The following is a 14,954-nucleotide window of genomic DNA, read 5'->3' as shown; positions in this document are numbered from 1 at the left end:
TTGTTACCACATTTTGAAAGGTAGGGTTTATGGATCGCCAGGAAGCTATCGAATTTTTGATGGATCACTATGAGAATCCACGCAATTATGGTTCATTAGAGCATCCAGATGTAAGCTTGAGTGGTGGCAATCCCGGCTGCGCCGATATTATTACTATGCATGCGCGCTTTAACGAGGATGGCAAAGTTGAGGCCATCAATTGGGAAGGCGAGGGATGTACCATTAGCAAGGCGGCAGCCTCATATGTGACCGAACTTGTGGAAGGGATGACAGCCGAAGAGATAGAAGAAATGAGCTTTGAAGATCTCATCGAGCAACTTGGGCGCGAACTGGTCATGACGCGTCCGACCTGTGCCACACTTGCGCTCGGCACCTTGAAGAAAGGGGTACATGAGTTTCGCATGCATAAGGCGGCCAGCCAGGATTAGTTTGATCCTGGTTGTGCCTGCCCGCCCTGGAGTCCATATTCGTTGCGCCAACGGGCAAGATGCTCAAGGGCTTGAGCGAGTAAGTGCTGATGTTCAGGTGCGTTGAGCCAGCGACTTACCCCTGATGGATGAGGTAAGGGCAAAAAAAGCCTCTTCTCTATTTCCTGGTAGGTACCGATAATATCTTCTAGCCTGGCTTTCCCCAGAAAGGCCTCTATGGCCATTGTGCCAACAAGTAGCACTACACGAGGCTGCACAAGGTTCAGCTCGGCTTCCAGGAAGGGTTTGCAAAGAGCTAGCTCTTGTGGTGAAGGCCGTCTATCTCCACTTCCTTTGGGGTTTTTGCCTGGATCGCAGTGGGTCAGAGAACTAAGGTAGACGTGTTCATGCAGATAACCAGGCGGGAAACCCGCGCGCTCAAGCCATTTTTGCAGAACACGTCCTCCTGGTCCGCTAAATGGAACGCCTCTAGCTACAGAGAGGTGACCGGGAGCCTGTCCTATCAAGAAGATCCGATCGTTAGCACGTCCCTGTACAATAGGCCGAGCCGTGGCAATATACCCTCTCTCCTGGCAGAGACGGCAGGAGAGGATACGTTGATGGAGTGCTATTAGCTTGTTTTCGCGATCAGCAGGCTGCAGCTTAGGTAAATTCCTCATCATAGTATCCTGCGAGACTGGGTTTTCGGGTAGTATCAGGTAACTGGCGATATTTTGCTTTATAATAGAGAAGAGGAGAAGGGTTTTCTAATGCTGCACGTGCTTCACTAAATACTGGCTTGTCGCCCTGGCTCTGAGCATCTTGTGCAAAGCTAACCTGGCCTGGCATCCCCATGGCTTCAACCTGGCCCAGGAAGATTACATGATCACCGCCCGGGTATTCGGCGACAATGCGAGCATCAATAAACGCGAGCACGTCATCGAGAATGGGAGCGCCAGTGGCCGCAGTATGGTAGGTAGCGTGACAAAAATATTCATACCGCTCTGGCGAAGCTGTGGAAAAACAGCGCGATAGATGCTCTTGTTGCTCCGTAAGCATATTCACGGCAAAAGCCTTGCTATCACGAAACAATGGTACTGTGTTGCTTGAAAGATCGATACAGACGAGAACAAGAGGTGGATTCAGTGAGACGGAACAGAAGGCGTTAACTGTCAGGCCTGCCAATACTCCTTGATTACTCGTTGTAACTACAGTGACGCCAGTTGCGAAGCGACCCATCACTTGCCGGAAAAAATCTTTTTCAATAGCCATTCAATTGTCCTTTAAATTGGAAAACATAGAAACGCCCGCCGGCTCCTCGTCGAACTTCGTGGATCGTTTCCCTAACCCTCTGTTAGAGCGATGCCTCTATGGTGTCAGGCGACTTCCCTTATCTTGTAGTATCATCTTGAATGTAGCTCTTGTCAACTGACCTTCTGTACAGTTTCCCGATTACCAGCTTATAAAAATGATATAACAGGTAAAAGGCGTATCTAGTTGATGGAATGTTTAAATAAGCCAACTGCTTGCCCCAGAACTTCTCTTTTTTGATTTGACAGCAAATCAGTTCGTCTATATACTAACTTTGATAGGCTAATTTATATCCATCAGGTGGTCCGAACGGCAGTCGGACCTTAATGGGAAGTCAGTGCAAATCTGATGCAGTCGCGCTACTGTAACTGGCGAGTTATTCCCTTCCCTGCATTACAGGATGCAAGGATATGCCACTGTCTATATTGATGAGCTTGCTCATAGCTGGATGGGAAGGCAGGAGAATCGCGTTTGGAGCCAGAAGCCAGGATACCAGCCTGATGTCATCTGCTCATGTTCCTTCGCGTCAAAGGAGCGAGTTGAGACCAGAATTCCTTAATGGAATTGTGCTATGCTCAGGTAGCGCACTCGTCTTTGATCGATCTTCCCTCTTGCGTGGGGTGACAACGAGCTTGTAATCATCTCTCAGAGGTCACCAGATGCATATTTACCACATTCTTCTCACCAGGCCTGCTGCCGCCGGCTCCCTTTTGTTTTGGAAGGGAGGCTCCCGGTGAAGCTGGCCGAACGTTCTTCCCGCTCAGAGAGGCAGCCAGGTGGAGTACGCCGCCTCCCGGGCGCTGTTATCTTTTGTATCCTGGGCTTACTTCTATTTATTGTCATTCTCCTGGCCGTCAGTATGGGATCGGTGGCAATTTCTTTTGACACAATTATACAGATCCTGTTGAATGGAACTGGCCTCTTCCACTTCAGACAGGTGTGGGACCCTTCGATTGAGGTAATTATCTGGCAAGTGCGGATGCCTGGCGTACTAGGGGCCGCGCTTGTAGGAACCGGACTTGCCATTGCGGGAGTGCTTTTCCAGGGTATATTGCGCAATCCTCTGGCTGACCCCTATTTGTTGGGAACTTCTTCCGGTGCAGCGCTGGGCGCGGCGATTGCCTTTGTCTTACCTCTTAGCACGCTTTATGGAGCCTTCTTCCCCTTGACGCCAGTTCTGGCTTTTGTGGGAGCTATCCTATCAGTTTTCCTGGTCTATAGCCTGGCGCGCACCGATGGACGTACGCCGATAGTGACGTTGTTGCTGGCTGGAGTGGTAATTAATGCCGTGCTTGTGGCCTGTCAGACGCTCCTGTTGACGCTCATCCCTAATGCACAGTTTAGTATCCTGGCCCTATTTAACTGGCTCTCGGGAGGTATTGCGGTAACTAACTGGCCTCCGGTAGTGGTGGTGGGCATAATTATGCTGCTGGGGGTTGTGCTCTCGCTCAGGTTTGCAGGCATCCTCGATACTTTTGCTCTCGGTGAAGAGAGCGCCGCTTATCTGGGATTGCCTGTCGAGCGCTATAAGCTGCTAATCGTGATTATCGCCTCGCTGATCACGGCTGCAGCTGTCTCGATTAGCGGCTTAATTGGCTTTGTTGGCCTGGTTGTGCCTCATGCCATGCGCCTGTTAATAGGTCCGAGGCATCGTTTGTTGCTCCCAGCTTCGGCCTTGAGTGGGGCAATTTTTTTGACAGTGGCTGATATGCTGGCGCGCGTTATTCTTGCCCCGGCTGTCTTGCCAGTTGGCGTCTTAACGGCCCTGGTTGGGGCTCCCTTTTTCCTGTTCCTCTTGAGAAATAGTAAGCGAGCATACAAATGGTGAAGAGTGAGAATAAGGCAAGTGAAACGACGGCCACATCAGCGGTTATGCAATTAAGTGCAGTTTCCTTTGGTTATGAGCGCAAGCCTTTGCTATATGATGTCTCTTTGCGTATCGCTCCCGGCGAGATGGTCGGTTTATTGGGACCCAACGGCTCGGGCAAAACAACGCTATTACGTATCCTTAGTGGGGTATTGCAGCCTCAAGAGGGGCAGGTCCTTTTGGAAGGGCGCGAGCTCACACAATGGGGACGGCGTGGCGTGGCCCGCCGTATTGCCGTAGTTCCTCAAGAACTTCACATGCCCTTTGCGTTTACCGTGGAACATATGGTGAGTCTGGGGCGAACTCCGTTTATCAGCTCTTTCCTGGGAACGCGTACGAAACAGGATCTGGCTATTGTACAGGATGCGATGCAGGCAGCTGGTGTTTCAGGACTGGCCGAACGCGTCTTTAATGAACTAAGCGGTGGAGAGCGCCAGAGGGTTATGATTGCGATGGCTCTTGCGCAACAGCCCGCCGTACTTTTGTTGGATGAGCCAACATCGCATTTGGATATTCGCTACCAGGTAGAAACGCTTGAACTGGTGCAGGAGCTCAATCGCGAACGTGGAATGACGGTTGTGGCGGCTATTCACGATCTCAATCTGGCGGCTCGCTACTTTCCACGCCTGATTCTCTTCCAGCGTGGGGTTGTGGCTGATGCCGGACCAGCTGAAGTGCTGGAACCGGGCTTACTCAAGCGTGTCTATGGAATAGGGGTGCAGGTAGGCATATTGCGTGGTGCCAAGCATCTAAGCATTTTGCCTCCCTATAGCGAGGAAGCTAACGAGGTGGAAGAGAGCGGTATTGAGCCCAGCGTGCATGTCATAGCCGGTGGGGGCTCTGGAGAGCGTTTGATGCGCGCCCTGGCCGATGCCCATATACCGTTTAGCATTGGGGCATTGAATATTGGAGATAGTGATCATACGCTAGCTTTGCGCCTGGCTACTGAGGTCATTACGGAACAGCCTTATGCTCCTCTCTCCTCTGAGACTTTGAAACAAGTTCGTGCGAGACTGGCCCACGTATCGATGTTAATCATTTGTCCAACGCCAATTGGTCCAGGCAATCTCATGCTCCTCCATGAGGCGCTGCTAGCCGCTCAAAACTGCTTACCTGTTTTGCTGCTAAACTCACAAGACTTTCCATCAGCTTCTAAAGATCGAGAGCCGGGTGAGCCTGAAATAGGGGATATAGTCTCCCGTGATTATACAGGCGGTGAAGGAATAAAAATAGTTAAGCAGCTATTGCAGGCAGGAGCGGTAAGCGTGATGTCTATTGGAGAAGCTTTAGAGGTCATAAAGAAGCGGGCTGTAACGCCGGGTCGCACAATTTCTTCTGACAATTAATAACTAAAAGGAATGTAAAAAATAACTTGAAAGAATGAGCCAAATGTGTTATTGTTGATATTGTGCTAAGCAGCGACAGCGAAGGCTGTTCTGGATGTTAAGATTATACCTAATCATATCACAGAACTGTCTGATTGAGAATAAGCACGTTTTACATTATTTCTACGCATAAGTAGGAGGAGAAATATGCCAGAGGACAAAGGATATGTGCATCCAGAAGTGTTAGTGGATGCTGATTGGGTACAGGCTCACTTGAAGGACGCAAATGTGCGGTTGATAGAAGTGGATGTAAATACCCGTTCTTATGAGGAAGGGCACATTCCAGGAGCCGTGGGCTTCAACTGGCAGAAAGAGCTTCAGGACCAGATCGTGCGTGCGCCGGTGAGTAAGGCCCAACTGGAGGCGTTGCTGAGCAAGGCAGGCGTGAGCAATGATACGACAATCATACTTTATGGAGATAACAACAACTGGTTCGCGGCCTGGGCGCTCTGGATTTTGAAGTACTACGGACATAAGGATGTACGCTTGCTGGATGGCGGACGGGCAAAGTGGCTGGCCGACAAGCGCGAAATCACGACCGAAGTTCCTACTTATACCTCTACCAATTATCAGGCCGAAGAACCGCATGCAGATCTGCGCGTGTTCCGCGATCAGGTACTATCCTCGCTGGGTCGCCAGGGCTTTGCCTTAGTAGACGTGCGCTCTCCCAAAGAATTTAGCGGTGAATTGCTGGCCCCCGAAAACATCCCGCAAGAAGGAGCCCAGAGAGGCGGGCATATCCCGGGCGCGGCTAATGTACCCTGGTCGCAGGCGGTGCGTGAGGATGGCACCTTTAAATCGGCTGAGGAACTGCGTTCGATCTATGGAAGTAAAGGCGTCACTCCTGATAAGGACGTAGTAGCGTATTGCCGTATTGGTGAGCGCAGTAGCCATACCTGGTTTGTGCTGCGCTATCTGCTCGGCTACAACAATGTGCGCAACTATGATGGCTCCTGGACTGAATGGGGCAGCTTGATTGGTGCGCCCATTGAAAGATAAGCCTGGCATCAGTGAACTATCAGTATAGCTGCGGCAGTTCACTTGCTGACTTACGAAAAAACTTTAAAGGACGGATACATCTCTCGGGGTATCCGTCTTTTGCTGCTTTAAGCAATGTTTCCTGCGAGATAGGCCTCATGCTGTGCCGGAGCTGCCAAACGCTTGCAAACGTTGTAATCTCCTTATATACTGTCAGCAGCTATAGAACATCTGTAGATTATCTTTTTTTCTGGAAGTAACAGATGAGCGATGAAGAAAAAGCGGCAGTTACTTTGCGCCTGCCGTCGACATTGAGCGCGTATAGTGGAGGCAAGAGCCAGATAAGCTTAAGAGCTGATACAGTAGAGCAGCTGCTAGCTTTGTTGGCGCAGCAGCATCCCCGTGTGTGGGAGCGTCTCTGTACCGAACAAGGACATGTGCGCGAACATGTTAAAATTTTTGTCAACAATGAAGTGATCAGTGGGCATCACGGCTTAAAAACCAGCCTTAAGCCGGGCCAGGAAGTAATTGTGCTTCCTGCAACCTTTGGAGCCTGAAAGCCACGTATCCATTTTTGCAAGCTCTCACCTGGCTAGCATAAAATTTCCACAAAGGCGTTTGAGAGCGATAATTTTGTGTGCCTGGGCAAACGCAGGCATTTGAAAGCACACCCTCCCTCTTCTTTATGCTACTATCTTTCCTATGCGCATTTTCAGGAATATAGTTTGCTTCAAATGTATGAGTTTGGGCTTGCCGCGGCTTGTACGGCGTTATTATGCCAGTAGGATCGCTAAGCCTAAAGCTTGAATAGTGGATTAATAATCTTGCATTTTTGGCTCTACTCATGCATAATGCGTGGTAGATAATATTGAGGAGGTCATGTGGTTTTATGTTGTCAAAAGTACGCAGTTGTGCAATTATCGGTCTGGAAGGTGCTTTAGTAGAGGTGGAAGTCGATCTCTCTGCTGGTTTAGCTGCATTTATGATAGTTGGGCTGCCCGACGCCGCTGTCAATGAGGCAAAAGAGCGAGTTAAGTCTGCGATAAAGAATAGCGGCTGTGTTTTCCCCTATAAACGTATTACCGTGAACCTGGCCCCTGCTGATTTGCGTAAAGCTGGCCCGGCCTATGATCTTCCTATAGCCATAGGGATATTATACGCTGCTGAGCAGATTAATCTTGACGTTACGCTGGAAGATGCGCTTTTTCTAGGCGAGTTATCGTTAGATGGCAGCCTACGCCACACAAATGGCATTTTGCCGATGGTAGCACTAGCACGCGAAAAGCATATCAGCTCGGTATTTGTCCCAGCCATTGACGCGGTAGAGGCGGCTCTGGTCGAGGGGGTAACCGTCTATCCCGTCAAGACGTTGGCTCAACTGCTGGCCCATTTGAATGGCGAGCGCGCGCTTGAGCCCTATGTCTGTGACCCTACCATTCTTGATAATGCGCAGGAACCTGTATATGGTCAGGATATGGCGGCCATACGTGGTCAGGAGCATGTGAAACGCGCTCTAGAGGTAGCGGCGAGCGGTGGACACAATATTCTGTTAAGTGGCCCTCCCGGATCTGGCAAAACATTGCTTGCGCGCGCAACGCCATCTATCCTGCCACGCATGCTCATTGAAGAGGCCCTCGATGTAACGAAAATTTATAGCGTGAGCGGTATATTGCCTGCTGATATGCCACTTATTGTGCAGCGGCCCTTTCGTGCCCCTCATCATACGATCAGCCATGCCGGACTTGTTGGGGGAGGACGTATGCCTCGTCCTGGCGAAATTAGCCTTGCTCATAGAGGCGTGCTTTTTCTCGATGAATTGCCTGAGTTTGGGCAAAATGTGCTGGAGGTGCTGCGCCAGCCGCTGGAAGACAAGATTGTGACAATTTCGCGGGCCCAGGGAACGATTACCTACCCGGCAAACTTTATGCTTGTAGCCGCTATGAATCCTTGCCCTTGTGGCTATTATGGTGATCCAGTGCGAGAGTGTAGTTGCTCTATAACCGCTATTTCTCGCTATCAAAAAAGGATTAGCGGCCCTCTATTGGATCGCATGGATATTCACGTCGAAGTGCCGCGCGTGGATTATGAAAAGCTGGCTGATAAGCGCAACATAGAAAACTCGGCAATCATTCGTGCTCGCGTCCAGGAGGCGCGCGAAAGACAAATACAGCGCTTTGCCGGCACGAAATTGACCTGTAATGCCGAGATGGGGCCGGCTGAGGTGCGCCAATTTTGTAGCGTTGAGGCTTCGGCTGAAAAGCTTTTGAAGACTGCCATGCAACAGCTCCATCTCTCGGCGCGTGCCTTCCATCGCGTATTGAAGTTAGCGCGTACTATTGCCGATCTGGCCGCCAGCGAGACAATTGGAGCCAATCACGTCGCCGAAGCTATCCAGTATCGGCCGAAAATAGGGCATTGAGCATTTTTTTCGTTTTCTCTTAGCCACCTGGAAGCACAAAAAAACAAACATGGAGGCGAAGTGCTATGCCTAAATAAAGCAGGAGCTATCTTGCAAAAGCATATGAGATAGCTCCTACAGCAGATTTCACGGCAGGATCAAGTGAAGATCCCCGAATTCGTGCCAGAGATAGCCCTCTTGTAAGGCTTGTTGATAGGTGATTTCTAGATGGGCGCGCCCGGCTATGGCCTCTAGCATTGCCAGGTGGGTTGATAGCGGCTCATGCAGGCCGGTTATCAGGCCGTTGACTGCATGGATACCCCGTTGTGGGGTGATGAAAATGTCGGTCCATCCCTCACCGGCGCTGGTTATACCATTGGTATCTGTTACGGTTTCTAGCGCTCTGACTACCGTTGTGCCAACGGCGATAACTCGTCTATTGGCCTCATGTGCAGCATTTATAATGTATGCGGTAGATTGCGGCACACGATAATACTCTTCGTATACTGGCTCGTTATATTCGGCACTGGCAACTCCTGTATGTAAAAGTAAAGGAACAATTAGAATACCTTTAGCAACGAGCCTGGTAATGAGCTGATGCGTAAATGCGCGCCCGGCCGATGGCATTTCAGCGCTACCCATCTCTGTGGCATAGACCGTCTGGTAATAACTGATGGGCCAACCCTCCCTGACATACCCATAGCGAATGGGGAAGCCATATTCGTTAAGATAGGCATGAAGAGGAGCTGGTAGATCAAGACTGGCAATCCATAGCCTTGGCACTGCCTGATCAGATCTATAGGCTTTATGTATTGTGAGCTTCCCGCCTGCGGGCAATTGATATGTTTCTCCCGGCTTTGCGCCATAATAAGGCCTGGTTGTTTTTTTGAGCGCATCTGTATAGGAACGTAGCTCTATCACCCAGGTATTGTTGGGGAGATGCGTTGAAAGATGGAGCCCGAAACGTGTTCCGTCCTTGCTCTGAACTGGTAGGGCGGCGTTGAGCGTCCCGCTAGTGTTAATCACCAGTACATCGCCTGCGTTTAGAAAATCTTCTATTTGGCGAAAGCGGGTATGCGCTACTTGATTGTTTGAGACATATGATACCATCAGGCGTACCTCATCGCGCTCCAAGCCACGCGCCTCGGGTGGTTCTCCAGCCTCAAGCTCTGCTGGTAAGGAGAAGTGCATACGCGAAGCCTCAACAGAGCTTTTGTCGTCCACGTTATGTACAGGTGGTTGAGGAATATTTTTACTCATTCGTACTTCCTTGTTTGTTCAAAGACGAGTATTCTTGATTTTTGGCTATATTGTCGAGGTACGAAATTCTTAACCTGACTGGCTCGCTAGCAGCAGCTATCATCTCCAAATTGGAGAGAGTCGCAGTATAGAGAGAAACGTCTGTGCCTCTGGATTAGCCAAGAGAACGGGCAGTATAGCGACCGCTGGGATGCGTTCCCTGGAGCAGGACGAGTAGGCCGGGCACGCTGGTCTCGGGCGAAGGCCTATCGCTGATATCCTCACCCGGAAAAGCCTCCTGGTGCATTTGGGTGTTCATATCGCCGGGATCAACCCAGTAGACACGCCAATCTTTCTGTTCAGCGGCTAGAATATGGGAAAGCTGCTCAAGCGCGGCCTTACTGGAACCGTAGCCGCCCCAACCCTCGTAGCCCTCAACGGCGGCGTCGCTAGTGATATTGATAATGCGTGTGCCTGGCTGTAGATAAGGCCGCATCATCTGAACAAGGGCCAGAGGAGCTACTACATTCGTCCGATAGACCTGCTCAAGGACATCGAGAGGGTAATCAAGCAGTTCAGGCTGAGGGCTGGGGCCAAGAATGCTGGCGTTATTAATAAGAGCATCGAGTCGACCCTGCTGGCTAACTGCTTGCGCTAAGGCCTGACGGTGCCCGGCATCGTTTATATCCCCGGCGATAGTCGTTACACTGGTATACTGCGCGAGCTCGGCCCGTGCTGCTTCCAGAGCCACAGCTCCGCGTGCGTCAATAATGAGATGCCAGCTCTGTCGTGCCAACTGGCGAGCCAGGGCAAGTCCCAGGCCGCGCGAAGCCCCGGTAATCAAGGCTATGGGACGGGGTGAAGTCGAAGTCATTGTTAGCTTCCTTTCAGAATTGTGCGCTCAATCTATGTTGCTGCAACTATAGCTGAAAAGCGCAACCCGAGGATCGCACAAGGGGACAGTTTACCTCCTGTTCTTTTGGGCAGGTGGGTGAGAGCTTGGGAGCATTGATCGTCAAGCGGGTTTTAGATCAAAATTAATAGATGGCTGGAATCCTCTTTGCCTTGAGTATATTCTATATTTAGAGAGCTTTATTACGCTAAAGCAGCTTATCTTTCTCTTTGGAAAGAATATATAGTCGTGAGTTTTATTGTCAATTCCTGCTAGTCTATACTTGCAAATTTTAGTTGGCCAGGAGAAGATCTTGAAAGTCAGGCTATAAAGTGAAGTGGAAAGAATAGAAGTGGCCTGTAGAGCTTCTTGAGACGAAAAGGCGCTTTTTCTCGTGGATAATAATAGGAAGGATCTAGAGAAGAGGATGCCCTTGCCTGGCGAGGAAATATCTTCGTTATATGACGAAATATGGAAACAAGACGTGGGCTGCCTGGCCGTTTAAGCCTGAAATGTGTGCTTTGCTGAGGGGACAAAGCATACTTCTGCTACTTCTGCTTCCGAGCAGTAGATTGACTTCCTTCTCCATTATCGTTTCAGGTTTTCAGGAAGGAGGAACTCCTCTGTTGAGCATGACACAACGAACTATTCTATTCTTGATCGCTGATACAGGGGCTGGACACCGTAGCGCAGCCAACGCCATTAGCCATGCTATCACACTCCTCTCGCAAGAAGAGCAAGCACGCTGGCATATGTGCATGGACGAGCGTAATAAAAGTGAGGTTGAGCTATCTACTAGTGATGAGGCTGGAAGTTTTTCGCAAGGAGAACTTGCCCCTCCACAATATCACATCGAGATCGTCGATGTGTTTGAGCAGTATAGCTTTTTTCCCCTGCGTGAGATTACGAAACTCTATGGACCGGCAATTCGTTTGAGCCCACAAATGTATGGGAAGTTTTTTGAGCATATGGATCGTGAGGATGCGGTGACGACTTTAACAGCATTGGGCCGTCCTTTTATCCTGAAAGGCCTGCACGACCTAATTTTGAGTGTAAAGCCTGATATTATTGTTTCAGTTCATCCAGTAATTAATTATATTACAATGCAAGTTTTGCGCGATATGAGGCTACCTATTCCGTTCCTGACCGTTGTAACTGATCTTATCAGCGTTCACTCAGCCTGGTTTGCGCGCGGGGCAAATGGCTATGTAGTGCCTACTGAGCAAGCGAGAAGGGCCGCCTTAGTGAAAGTGGGCGTAAATCCAGAGCTCGTTCGTGTGCTAGGAATGCCCATTCATCCCAGCTTTGCCTCTGAAATAAAATCGAAGAAAGAGTTACGCGAGCAACTTGGCCTTGAGGCTAACCTTCCGGTTGTTTTGCTGGTTGGAGGTGGTGAAGGTGCCGGTGGATTATATACAGCCGTACGCGCTATTTCTCAGGCGCGTTTACCTGTACAACTGCTAGTAGTTGCGGGACGCAATAAGGATCTCTATACAAGACTTCAGCGTATTCGCCGCCAGCTTCACGTTCCAATGCGTCTGTTTGGCTTTATGCAAAATATGCCCGAATTGATGCATGCCTCAGATGTTATCGTGACTAAAGCCGGACCGGGAACCATCTGCGAGGCTCTAGCCTGTGGCTTGCCTATTATATTATGCGGCTATGTGCCGGGCTCCGAATCGGGCAATATTGCCTTTGTTGAACGCAATGAGGTTGGCATCCTGGCGCATAATTCGCGCGAACTTGTCGATGAGCTCCGCCGTTTGATGAAGCCTGGTTCGCCATTGTTGCGCCGGCGACGTGAGAATGCGCGCCGGCTGAGCCGTCCCCGCGCTGCCTTTGATATTGGTGAATATATCCTGGGTCACTTGCCCGCGCCGAATGAACCTGGCCTATGGTTCCGTAGAGAGATTCCCGATGGCGCAAGATTGGTAGCCTACTCCAAACAGCTACTGCATCTCACTCTTTTTCGCCCTAAACAAGGAGGGCGTAGCAATGAAACCGGGAAAGAGCACGAAAAGAAGGCAGGCAAAGAGAAGAAGTCATTCAAAACACCTCTTCTCGGCTGAACGTGCTCTATGCCTCTATCCAGCTTTTTAGCTTCACATGGAGAAGCCTAAGGAAGGTAAGATGAGAGGCATGTAAAGGTCTGTGGACAATTGAGATGATCGCGATGAAAAGTTCTTCCTGGAACTCGTCGCGATCATCTTGCTTACCAGCAACTTAGCAGAGGCGAGCACCTCCATCGCAGTCGATGATACTCCCAGTTACAAACGTGTTCTGGATGAGGAAACTGATGGCCTGTGCCACGTCTTCTGGCTGACCGATGCGTCTGGCTGGGGCGTTCTCGGCTGCCTGGGCAAAGATGTTATTACGGAACTCTTCCCCTACACGATCCCACCAGGGTGTTGCGATAACACCGGGAGAAACGGCGTTGACGCGTAGGGGGCGCAGCTCTACAGCCAGCGTGGGGATCATCGCATCAAGAGCGCCGTTGATTGCGGCCAGCCCGGCCGTTCCGGGACGAGCCTTACGCGACGAACCTGCAGTTATGAATGTGATTGATCCTGTGTTGCATATGGTTTCCAGGCTAAGCTGAGCAATAGAAACCTGTGGCCAGAACTTTGCTTCGAAGCCATGACGTAGATCCTGCAGGTTGAGGGAATGAAATGCTCCACTGCCTGCCGCGCCGCTCACAGAAATTACTAGATGGTCAAAGGCTCCATATTCCTTGAAGAAGCTTTGTAGCTCTGAAATGGCTGTGGCGTCGATAGACCGACCATATGCGCCCTTGCCCAACTGAGAGAGGGCTGCATTAATCTTTTCCTGGTTTCGTCCTGTAATGGTGACCTCTGCCCCTGCTTCCGTAAGCATACGAGCGGCTGCGAGCCCAATTCCTGAGCTGCCTCCCATGATCAAAATGCGTTGGCCGTCCAGCTCCATATATGAATCTCCTCTCGGTATCGTCCCTAAATCAAAATTTATCATATCAGGCCAGGGAGGCCCTGGGCTTTGGCTCTGGTGTTCCTGACATGTTCTGTCCGCCACCCGTGTGAAGCATAGAGAATACTTGTGCACTGAGCCCTTCGCTGAGAAGAGCTGGGATCACAAACATCTTAATACAGTGCTTCAAAACGAAATGCCCCATAAATATAAAACGTTACGTAACGTTTTGTCAAGTGATATACTAGAGGCAAAAGGAGCGGATATCCATGGATATTGATACAGATGTAACTAGTCGTGGAGTTGGGCGGCCGCGGAGTACGCAGGCGCAACAGGCCGTTCTTGCTGCTGCTTTGCACCTGGTAAAGCAAGTGGGCTTTTCGCGGCTCTCGATTGAAGGCATTGCTCGCGAGGCTGGCGTGGGAAAACCTACAATCTACCGCTGGTGGCCTTCAAAAGGGGCTATTGTTTTCGATGCCTTGCTACTCTACGCTCAGCAGACGCTGCCTCTTCCACCTGAGGGCCCATTGCCCGTACGCCTGGAGGCATGGCTGAAAATGACTTTCAGTGTGCTCAGCGGAGAGACGGGAGAAATTGTTAGGAGCTTAATGGCGGAAGCGCAACACGATCCTGCCTTTGCCGCTATCTTTCGTACCAAGTTCATTTTGTTGCGACGACAGCCATTGCTTGCCATTATAGAAGAGGGCCGCAGACGAGGCGAATTGCCGGCCGATAGCAATGGTGAGGTTATGGCAGATTTGATCTATGGAGCCATGTGGTATCGTTTGCTTGTGCAGCATGCACCTCTCGATGATAAATTTGCGCACGATATTGTGCATACTTTGTTCTCTGCCTGGACCCTAAAGCCCGAATAGCGAGAGAGGAAAACGCTGCTAAATTGAGCTCTCTTAAACGGAGACGAGCCAGGAAAGAAGCATTTCTGGACCAGAAGTAAATGGGGCTGGTTCGGTCACAATGCGCTTGAAGAGGAGGGACATATCCCCAGGGAGGGGTACGAGAAGAGGGTGGGCAAAGAAATCTTCCCGTCTTAAAAAGTGCTTTAATTCTGGCTGCCCTGCCGGGGCGTCGTTTCATTGTCAGTTGATGACGTTTTATCGATTAAGCGCTCAAGTCGTTCACTCAGTTCTTTAATGTGAAACGGCTTTGTGAGCACATCGTTACATCCCAGATAGTCATAATTGCCAGCCTGCACAGTGAGTAAGAGGATTGGTGGAATAGGCACAGGGGCATCCCAGCGCTCGCGTAGGCGCTCAAGAAACGTGCTTCCATTCATGACCGGCATCAGCAGATCGAGCAGAATAGCTATTGGGTATTGTCCCATGCTAAGCGCGTTCTCGATCCATTCCAGAGCTTCCTGACCATTAGCTACGCAAACAGGCTGATATCCCTGGAGCTTTAAGACCCAGGAGAGCATGTCCTGAATAGCCGGAGTATTATCAACTACCAAAATAAGCTGACGTTCCGGTTCTGTATATGTTTGGCAAAGCGATATGGGAGCATATAATCGTTGCAT

General features: G+C 50.3%; 13 protein-coding genes, 1 pseudogene and 1 riboswitch. Of the genes and pseudogenes, 8 read left to right on the top strand and 6 right to left on the bottom strand.

The genetic code is table 11. The features are described from left to right. Window positions 1-29: 29 nt before the first annotated feature. Window positions 30-428, top strand: a complete 399-nt coding sequence (locus EPA93_RS20585; protein ID WP_129889317.1) for an iron-sulfur cluster assembly scaffold protein — start codon at window positions 30-32, stop codon at window positions 426-428. Here the strand turns inward: EPA93_RS20585 and EPA93_RS20580 are convergent. Both EPA93_RS20580 and EPA93_RS20575 read right to left on the bottom strand, forming a co-directional pair. Next, window positions 425-1,090, bottom strand: coding sequence for a uracil-DNA glycosylase family protein (locus EPA93_RS20580; RefSeq protein WP_129889316.1), 666 nt, complete (start codon window positions 1,088-1,090; stop codon window positions 425-427). The two genes, EPA93_RS20585 and EPA93_RS20580, sit on opposite strands and share 4 nt — an antisense overlap. Then, window positions 1,071-1,679, bottom strand: coding sequence for a flavin reductase family protein (locus tag EPA93_RS20575; RefSeq protein WP_129889315.1), 609 nt, complete (start codon window positions 1,677-1,679; stop codon window positions 1,071-1,073). Before EPA93_RS20575 ends, EPA93_RS20580 begins: the two co-directional genes overlap by 20 nt. Before the next feature lie 320 nt (window positions 1,680-1,999). Beyond that, a riboswitch (cobalamin riboswitch) is annotated at window positions 2,000-2,233 on the top strand. 218 nt (window positions 2,234-2,451) lie between these two features. Here EPA93_RS20575 and EPA93_RS20570 point away from each other — a divergent pair. The 5 genes and pseudogenes from EPA93_RS20570 to EPA93_RS20550 all read left to right on the top strand — a co-directional run bounded on the left by EPA93_RS20570 (window position 2,452) and on the right by EPA93_RS20550 (window position 8,367). Continuing rightward, window positions 2,452-3,546 carry a FecCD family ABC transporter permease gene (locus EPA93_RS20570; protein ID WP_207229603.1) on the top strand — a complete coding sequence of 365 codons (1,095 nt, stop codon included), beginning with the start codon at window positions 2,452-2,454 and terminating at the stop codon, window positions 3,544-3,546. A 101-nt stretch (window positions 3,547-3,647) separates the two neighbouring features. Next, window positions 3,648-4,931 (top strand): annotated as a pseudogene (locus tag EPA93_RS20565) (ABC transporter ATP-binding protein); the annotation flags it as partial. Between the two features lie 186 nt (window positions 4,932-5,117). After that, on the top strand, window positions 5,118-5,969 hold the full coding sequence (locus tag EPA93_RS20560; RefSeq protein WP_129889313.1) for a sulfurtransferase: 852 nt from the start codon (window positions 5,118-5,120) through the stop codon (window positions 5,967-5,969). A 242-nt stretch (window positions 5,970-6,211) separates the two neighbouring features. Next, complete coding sequence (locus EPA93_RS20555; protein ID WP_129889312.1) at window positions 6,212-6,505, top strand: MoaD/ThiS family protein; 294 nt, start codon at window positions 6,212-6,214, stop codon at window positions 6,503-6,505. A 332-nt stretch (window positions 6,506-6,837) separates the two neighbouring features. Further along, window positions 6,838-8,367: a YifB family Mg chelatase-like AAA ATPase gene (locus tag EPA93_RS20550; protein WP_129889311.1), complete on the top strand. Its 1,530-nt coding sequence runs from the start codon at window positions 6,838-6,840 to the stop codon at window positions 8,365-8,367. A gap of 126 nt (window positions 8,368-8,493) precedes the next feature. Here the strand turns inward: EPA93_RS20550 and EPA93_RS20545 are convergent, their stop codons facing one another. Further along, complete coding sequence (locus tag EPA93_RS20545; protein ID WP_129889310.1) at window positions 8,494-9,606, bottom strand: S-adenosylmethionine:tRNA ribosyltransferase-isomerase; 1,113 nt, start codon at window positions 9,604-9,606, stop codon at window positions 8,494-8,496. Window positions 9,607-9,760: 154 nt separating this feature from the next. Further along, window positions 9,761-10,459: an SDR family oxidoreductase gene (locus tag EPA93_RS20540; protein WP_129889309.1), complete on the bottom strand. Its 699-nt coding sequence runs from the start codon at window positions 10,457-10,459 to the stop codon at window positions 9,761-9,763. Between the two features lie 650 nt (window positions 10,460-11,109). On the opposite strand from EPA93_RS20540, the gene EPA93_RS20535 reads away from it, so the two are divergent. Further along, the gene (locus EPA93_RS20535; RefSeq protein ID WP_242527459.1) at window positions 11,110-12,546 is read left to right on the top strand and encodes an MGDG synthase family glycosyltransferase; all 1,437 of its coding nucleotides are present in this window, start codon (window positions 11,110-11,112) and stop codon (window positions 12,544-12,546) included. Window positions 12,547-12,700: 154 nt separating this feature from the next. On the opposite strand, the gene EPA93_RS20530 is transcribed toward EPA93_RS20535, so the two are convergent. Continuing rightward, a complete protein-coding gene (locus tag EPA93_RS20530) occupies window positions 12,701-13,420 on the bottom strand; it encodes an SDR family oxidoreductase (protein ID WP_129889308.1) in 720 nt (239 codons plus the stop codon). A 269-nt stretch (window positions 13,421-13,689) separates the two neighbouring features. On the opposite strand from EPA93_RS20530, the gene EPA93_RS20525 reads away from it, so the two are divergent. Continuing rightward, entirely contained in the window at window positions 13,690-14,295 is a 606-nt protein-coding gene (locus tag EPA93_RS20525; RefSeq protein WP_129889307.1) for a TetR/AcrR family transcriptional regulator, read from the top strand. A gap of 185 nt (window positions 14,296-14,480) precedes the next feature. Here the strand turns inward: EPA93_RS20525 and EPA93_RS20520 are convergent, their stop codons facing one another. Further along, window positions 14,481-14,954 (bottom strand): response regulator, encoded by a 474-nt coding sequence (locus EPA93_RS20520; RefSeq protein WP_129889306.1) that lies wholly within the window; start codon window positions 14,952-14,954, stop codon window positions 14,481-14,483.

Origin of the sequence: Ktedonosporobacter rubrisoli (assembly GCF_004208415.1) — a bacterium.
GTDB classification, from domain to species: Bacteria; Chloroflexota; Ktedonobacteria; order Ktedonobacterales; family Ktedonobacteraceae; genus Ktedonosporobacter; species Ktedonosporobacter rubrisoli.
This window is presented reverse-complemented; position numbering and strand designations above follow the sequence as displayed.

Bases quoted from the DNA above. Each gene is read 5' to 3' on its own strand.
- EPA93_RS20525 (WP_129889307.1), top strand. From the start codon at position 13,690: ATGGATATTGATACAGATGTAACTAGTCGTGGAGTTGGGCGGCCGCGG.
- EPA93_RS20520 (WP_129889306.1), bottom strand. From the start codon at position 14,954: ATGCAACGATTATATGCTCCCATATCGCTTTGCCAAACATATACAGAA.
- EPA93_RS20545 (WP_129889310.1), bottom strand. From the start codon at position 9,606: ATGAGTAAAAATATTCCTCAACCACCTGTACATAACGTGGACGACAAA.
- EPA93_RS20560 (WP_129889313.1), top strand. From the start codon at position 5,118: ATGCCAGAGGACAAAGGATATGTGCATCCAGAAGTGTTAGTGGATGCT.
- EPA93_RS20535 (WP_242527459.1), top strand. From the start codon at position 11,110: ATGACACAACGAACTATTCTATTCTTGATCGCTGATACAGGGGCTGGA.
- EPA93_RS20550 (WP_129889311.1), top strand. From the start codon at position 6,838: ATGTTGTCAAAAGTACGCAGTTGTGCAATTATCGGTCTGGAAGGTGCT.
- EPA93_RS20540 (WP_129889309.1), bottom strand. From the start codon at position 10,459: ATGACTTCGACTTCACCCCGTCCCATAGCCTTGATTACCGGGGCTTCG.
- EPA93_RS20585 (WP_129889317.1), top strand. From the start codon at position 30: ATGGATCGCCAGGAAGCTATCGAATTTTTGATGGATCACTATGAGAAT.
- EPA93_RS20555 (WP_129889312.1), top strand. From the start codon at position 6,212: ATGAGCGATGAAGAAAAAGCGGCAGTTACTTTGCGCCTGCCGTCGACA.
- EPA93_RS20575 (WP_129889315.1), bottom strand. From the start codon at position 1,679: ATGGCTATTGAAAAAGATTTTTTCCGGCAAGTGATGGGTCGCTTCGCA.
- EPA93_RS20580 (WP_129889316.1), bottom strand. From the start codon at position 1,090: ATGATGAGGAATTTACCTAAGCTGCAGCCTGCTGATCGCGAAAACAAG.
- EPA93_RS20530 (WP_129889308.1), bottom strand. From the start codon at position 13,420: ATGGAGCTGGACGGCCAACGCATTTTGATCATGGGAGGCAGCTCAGGA.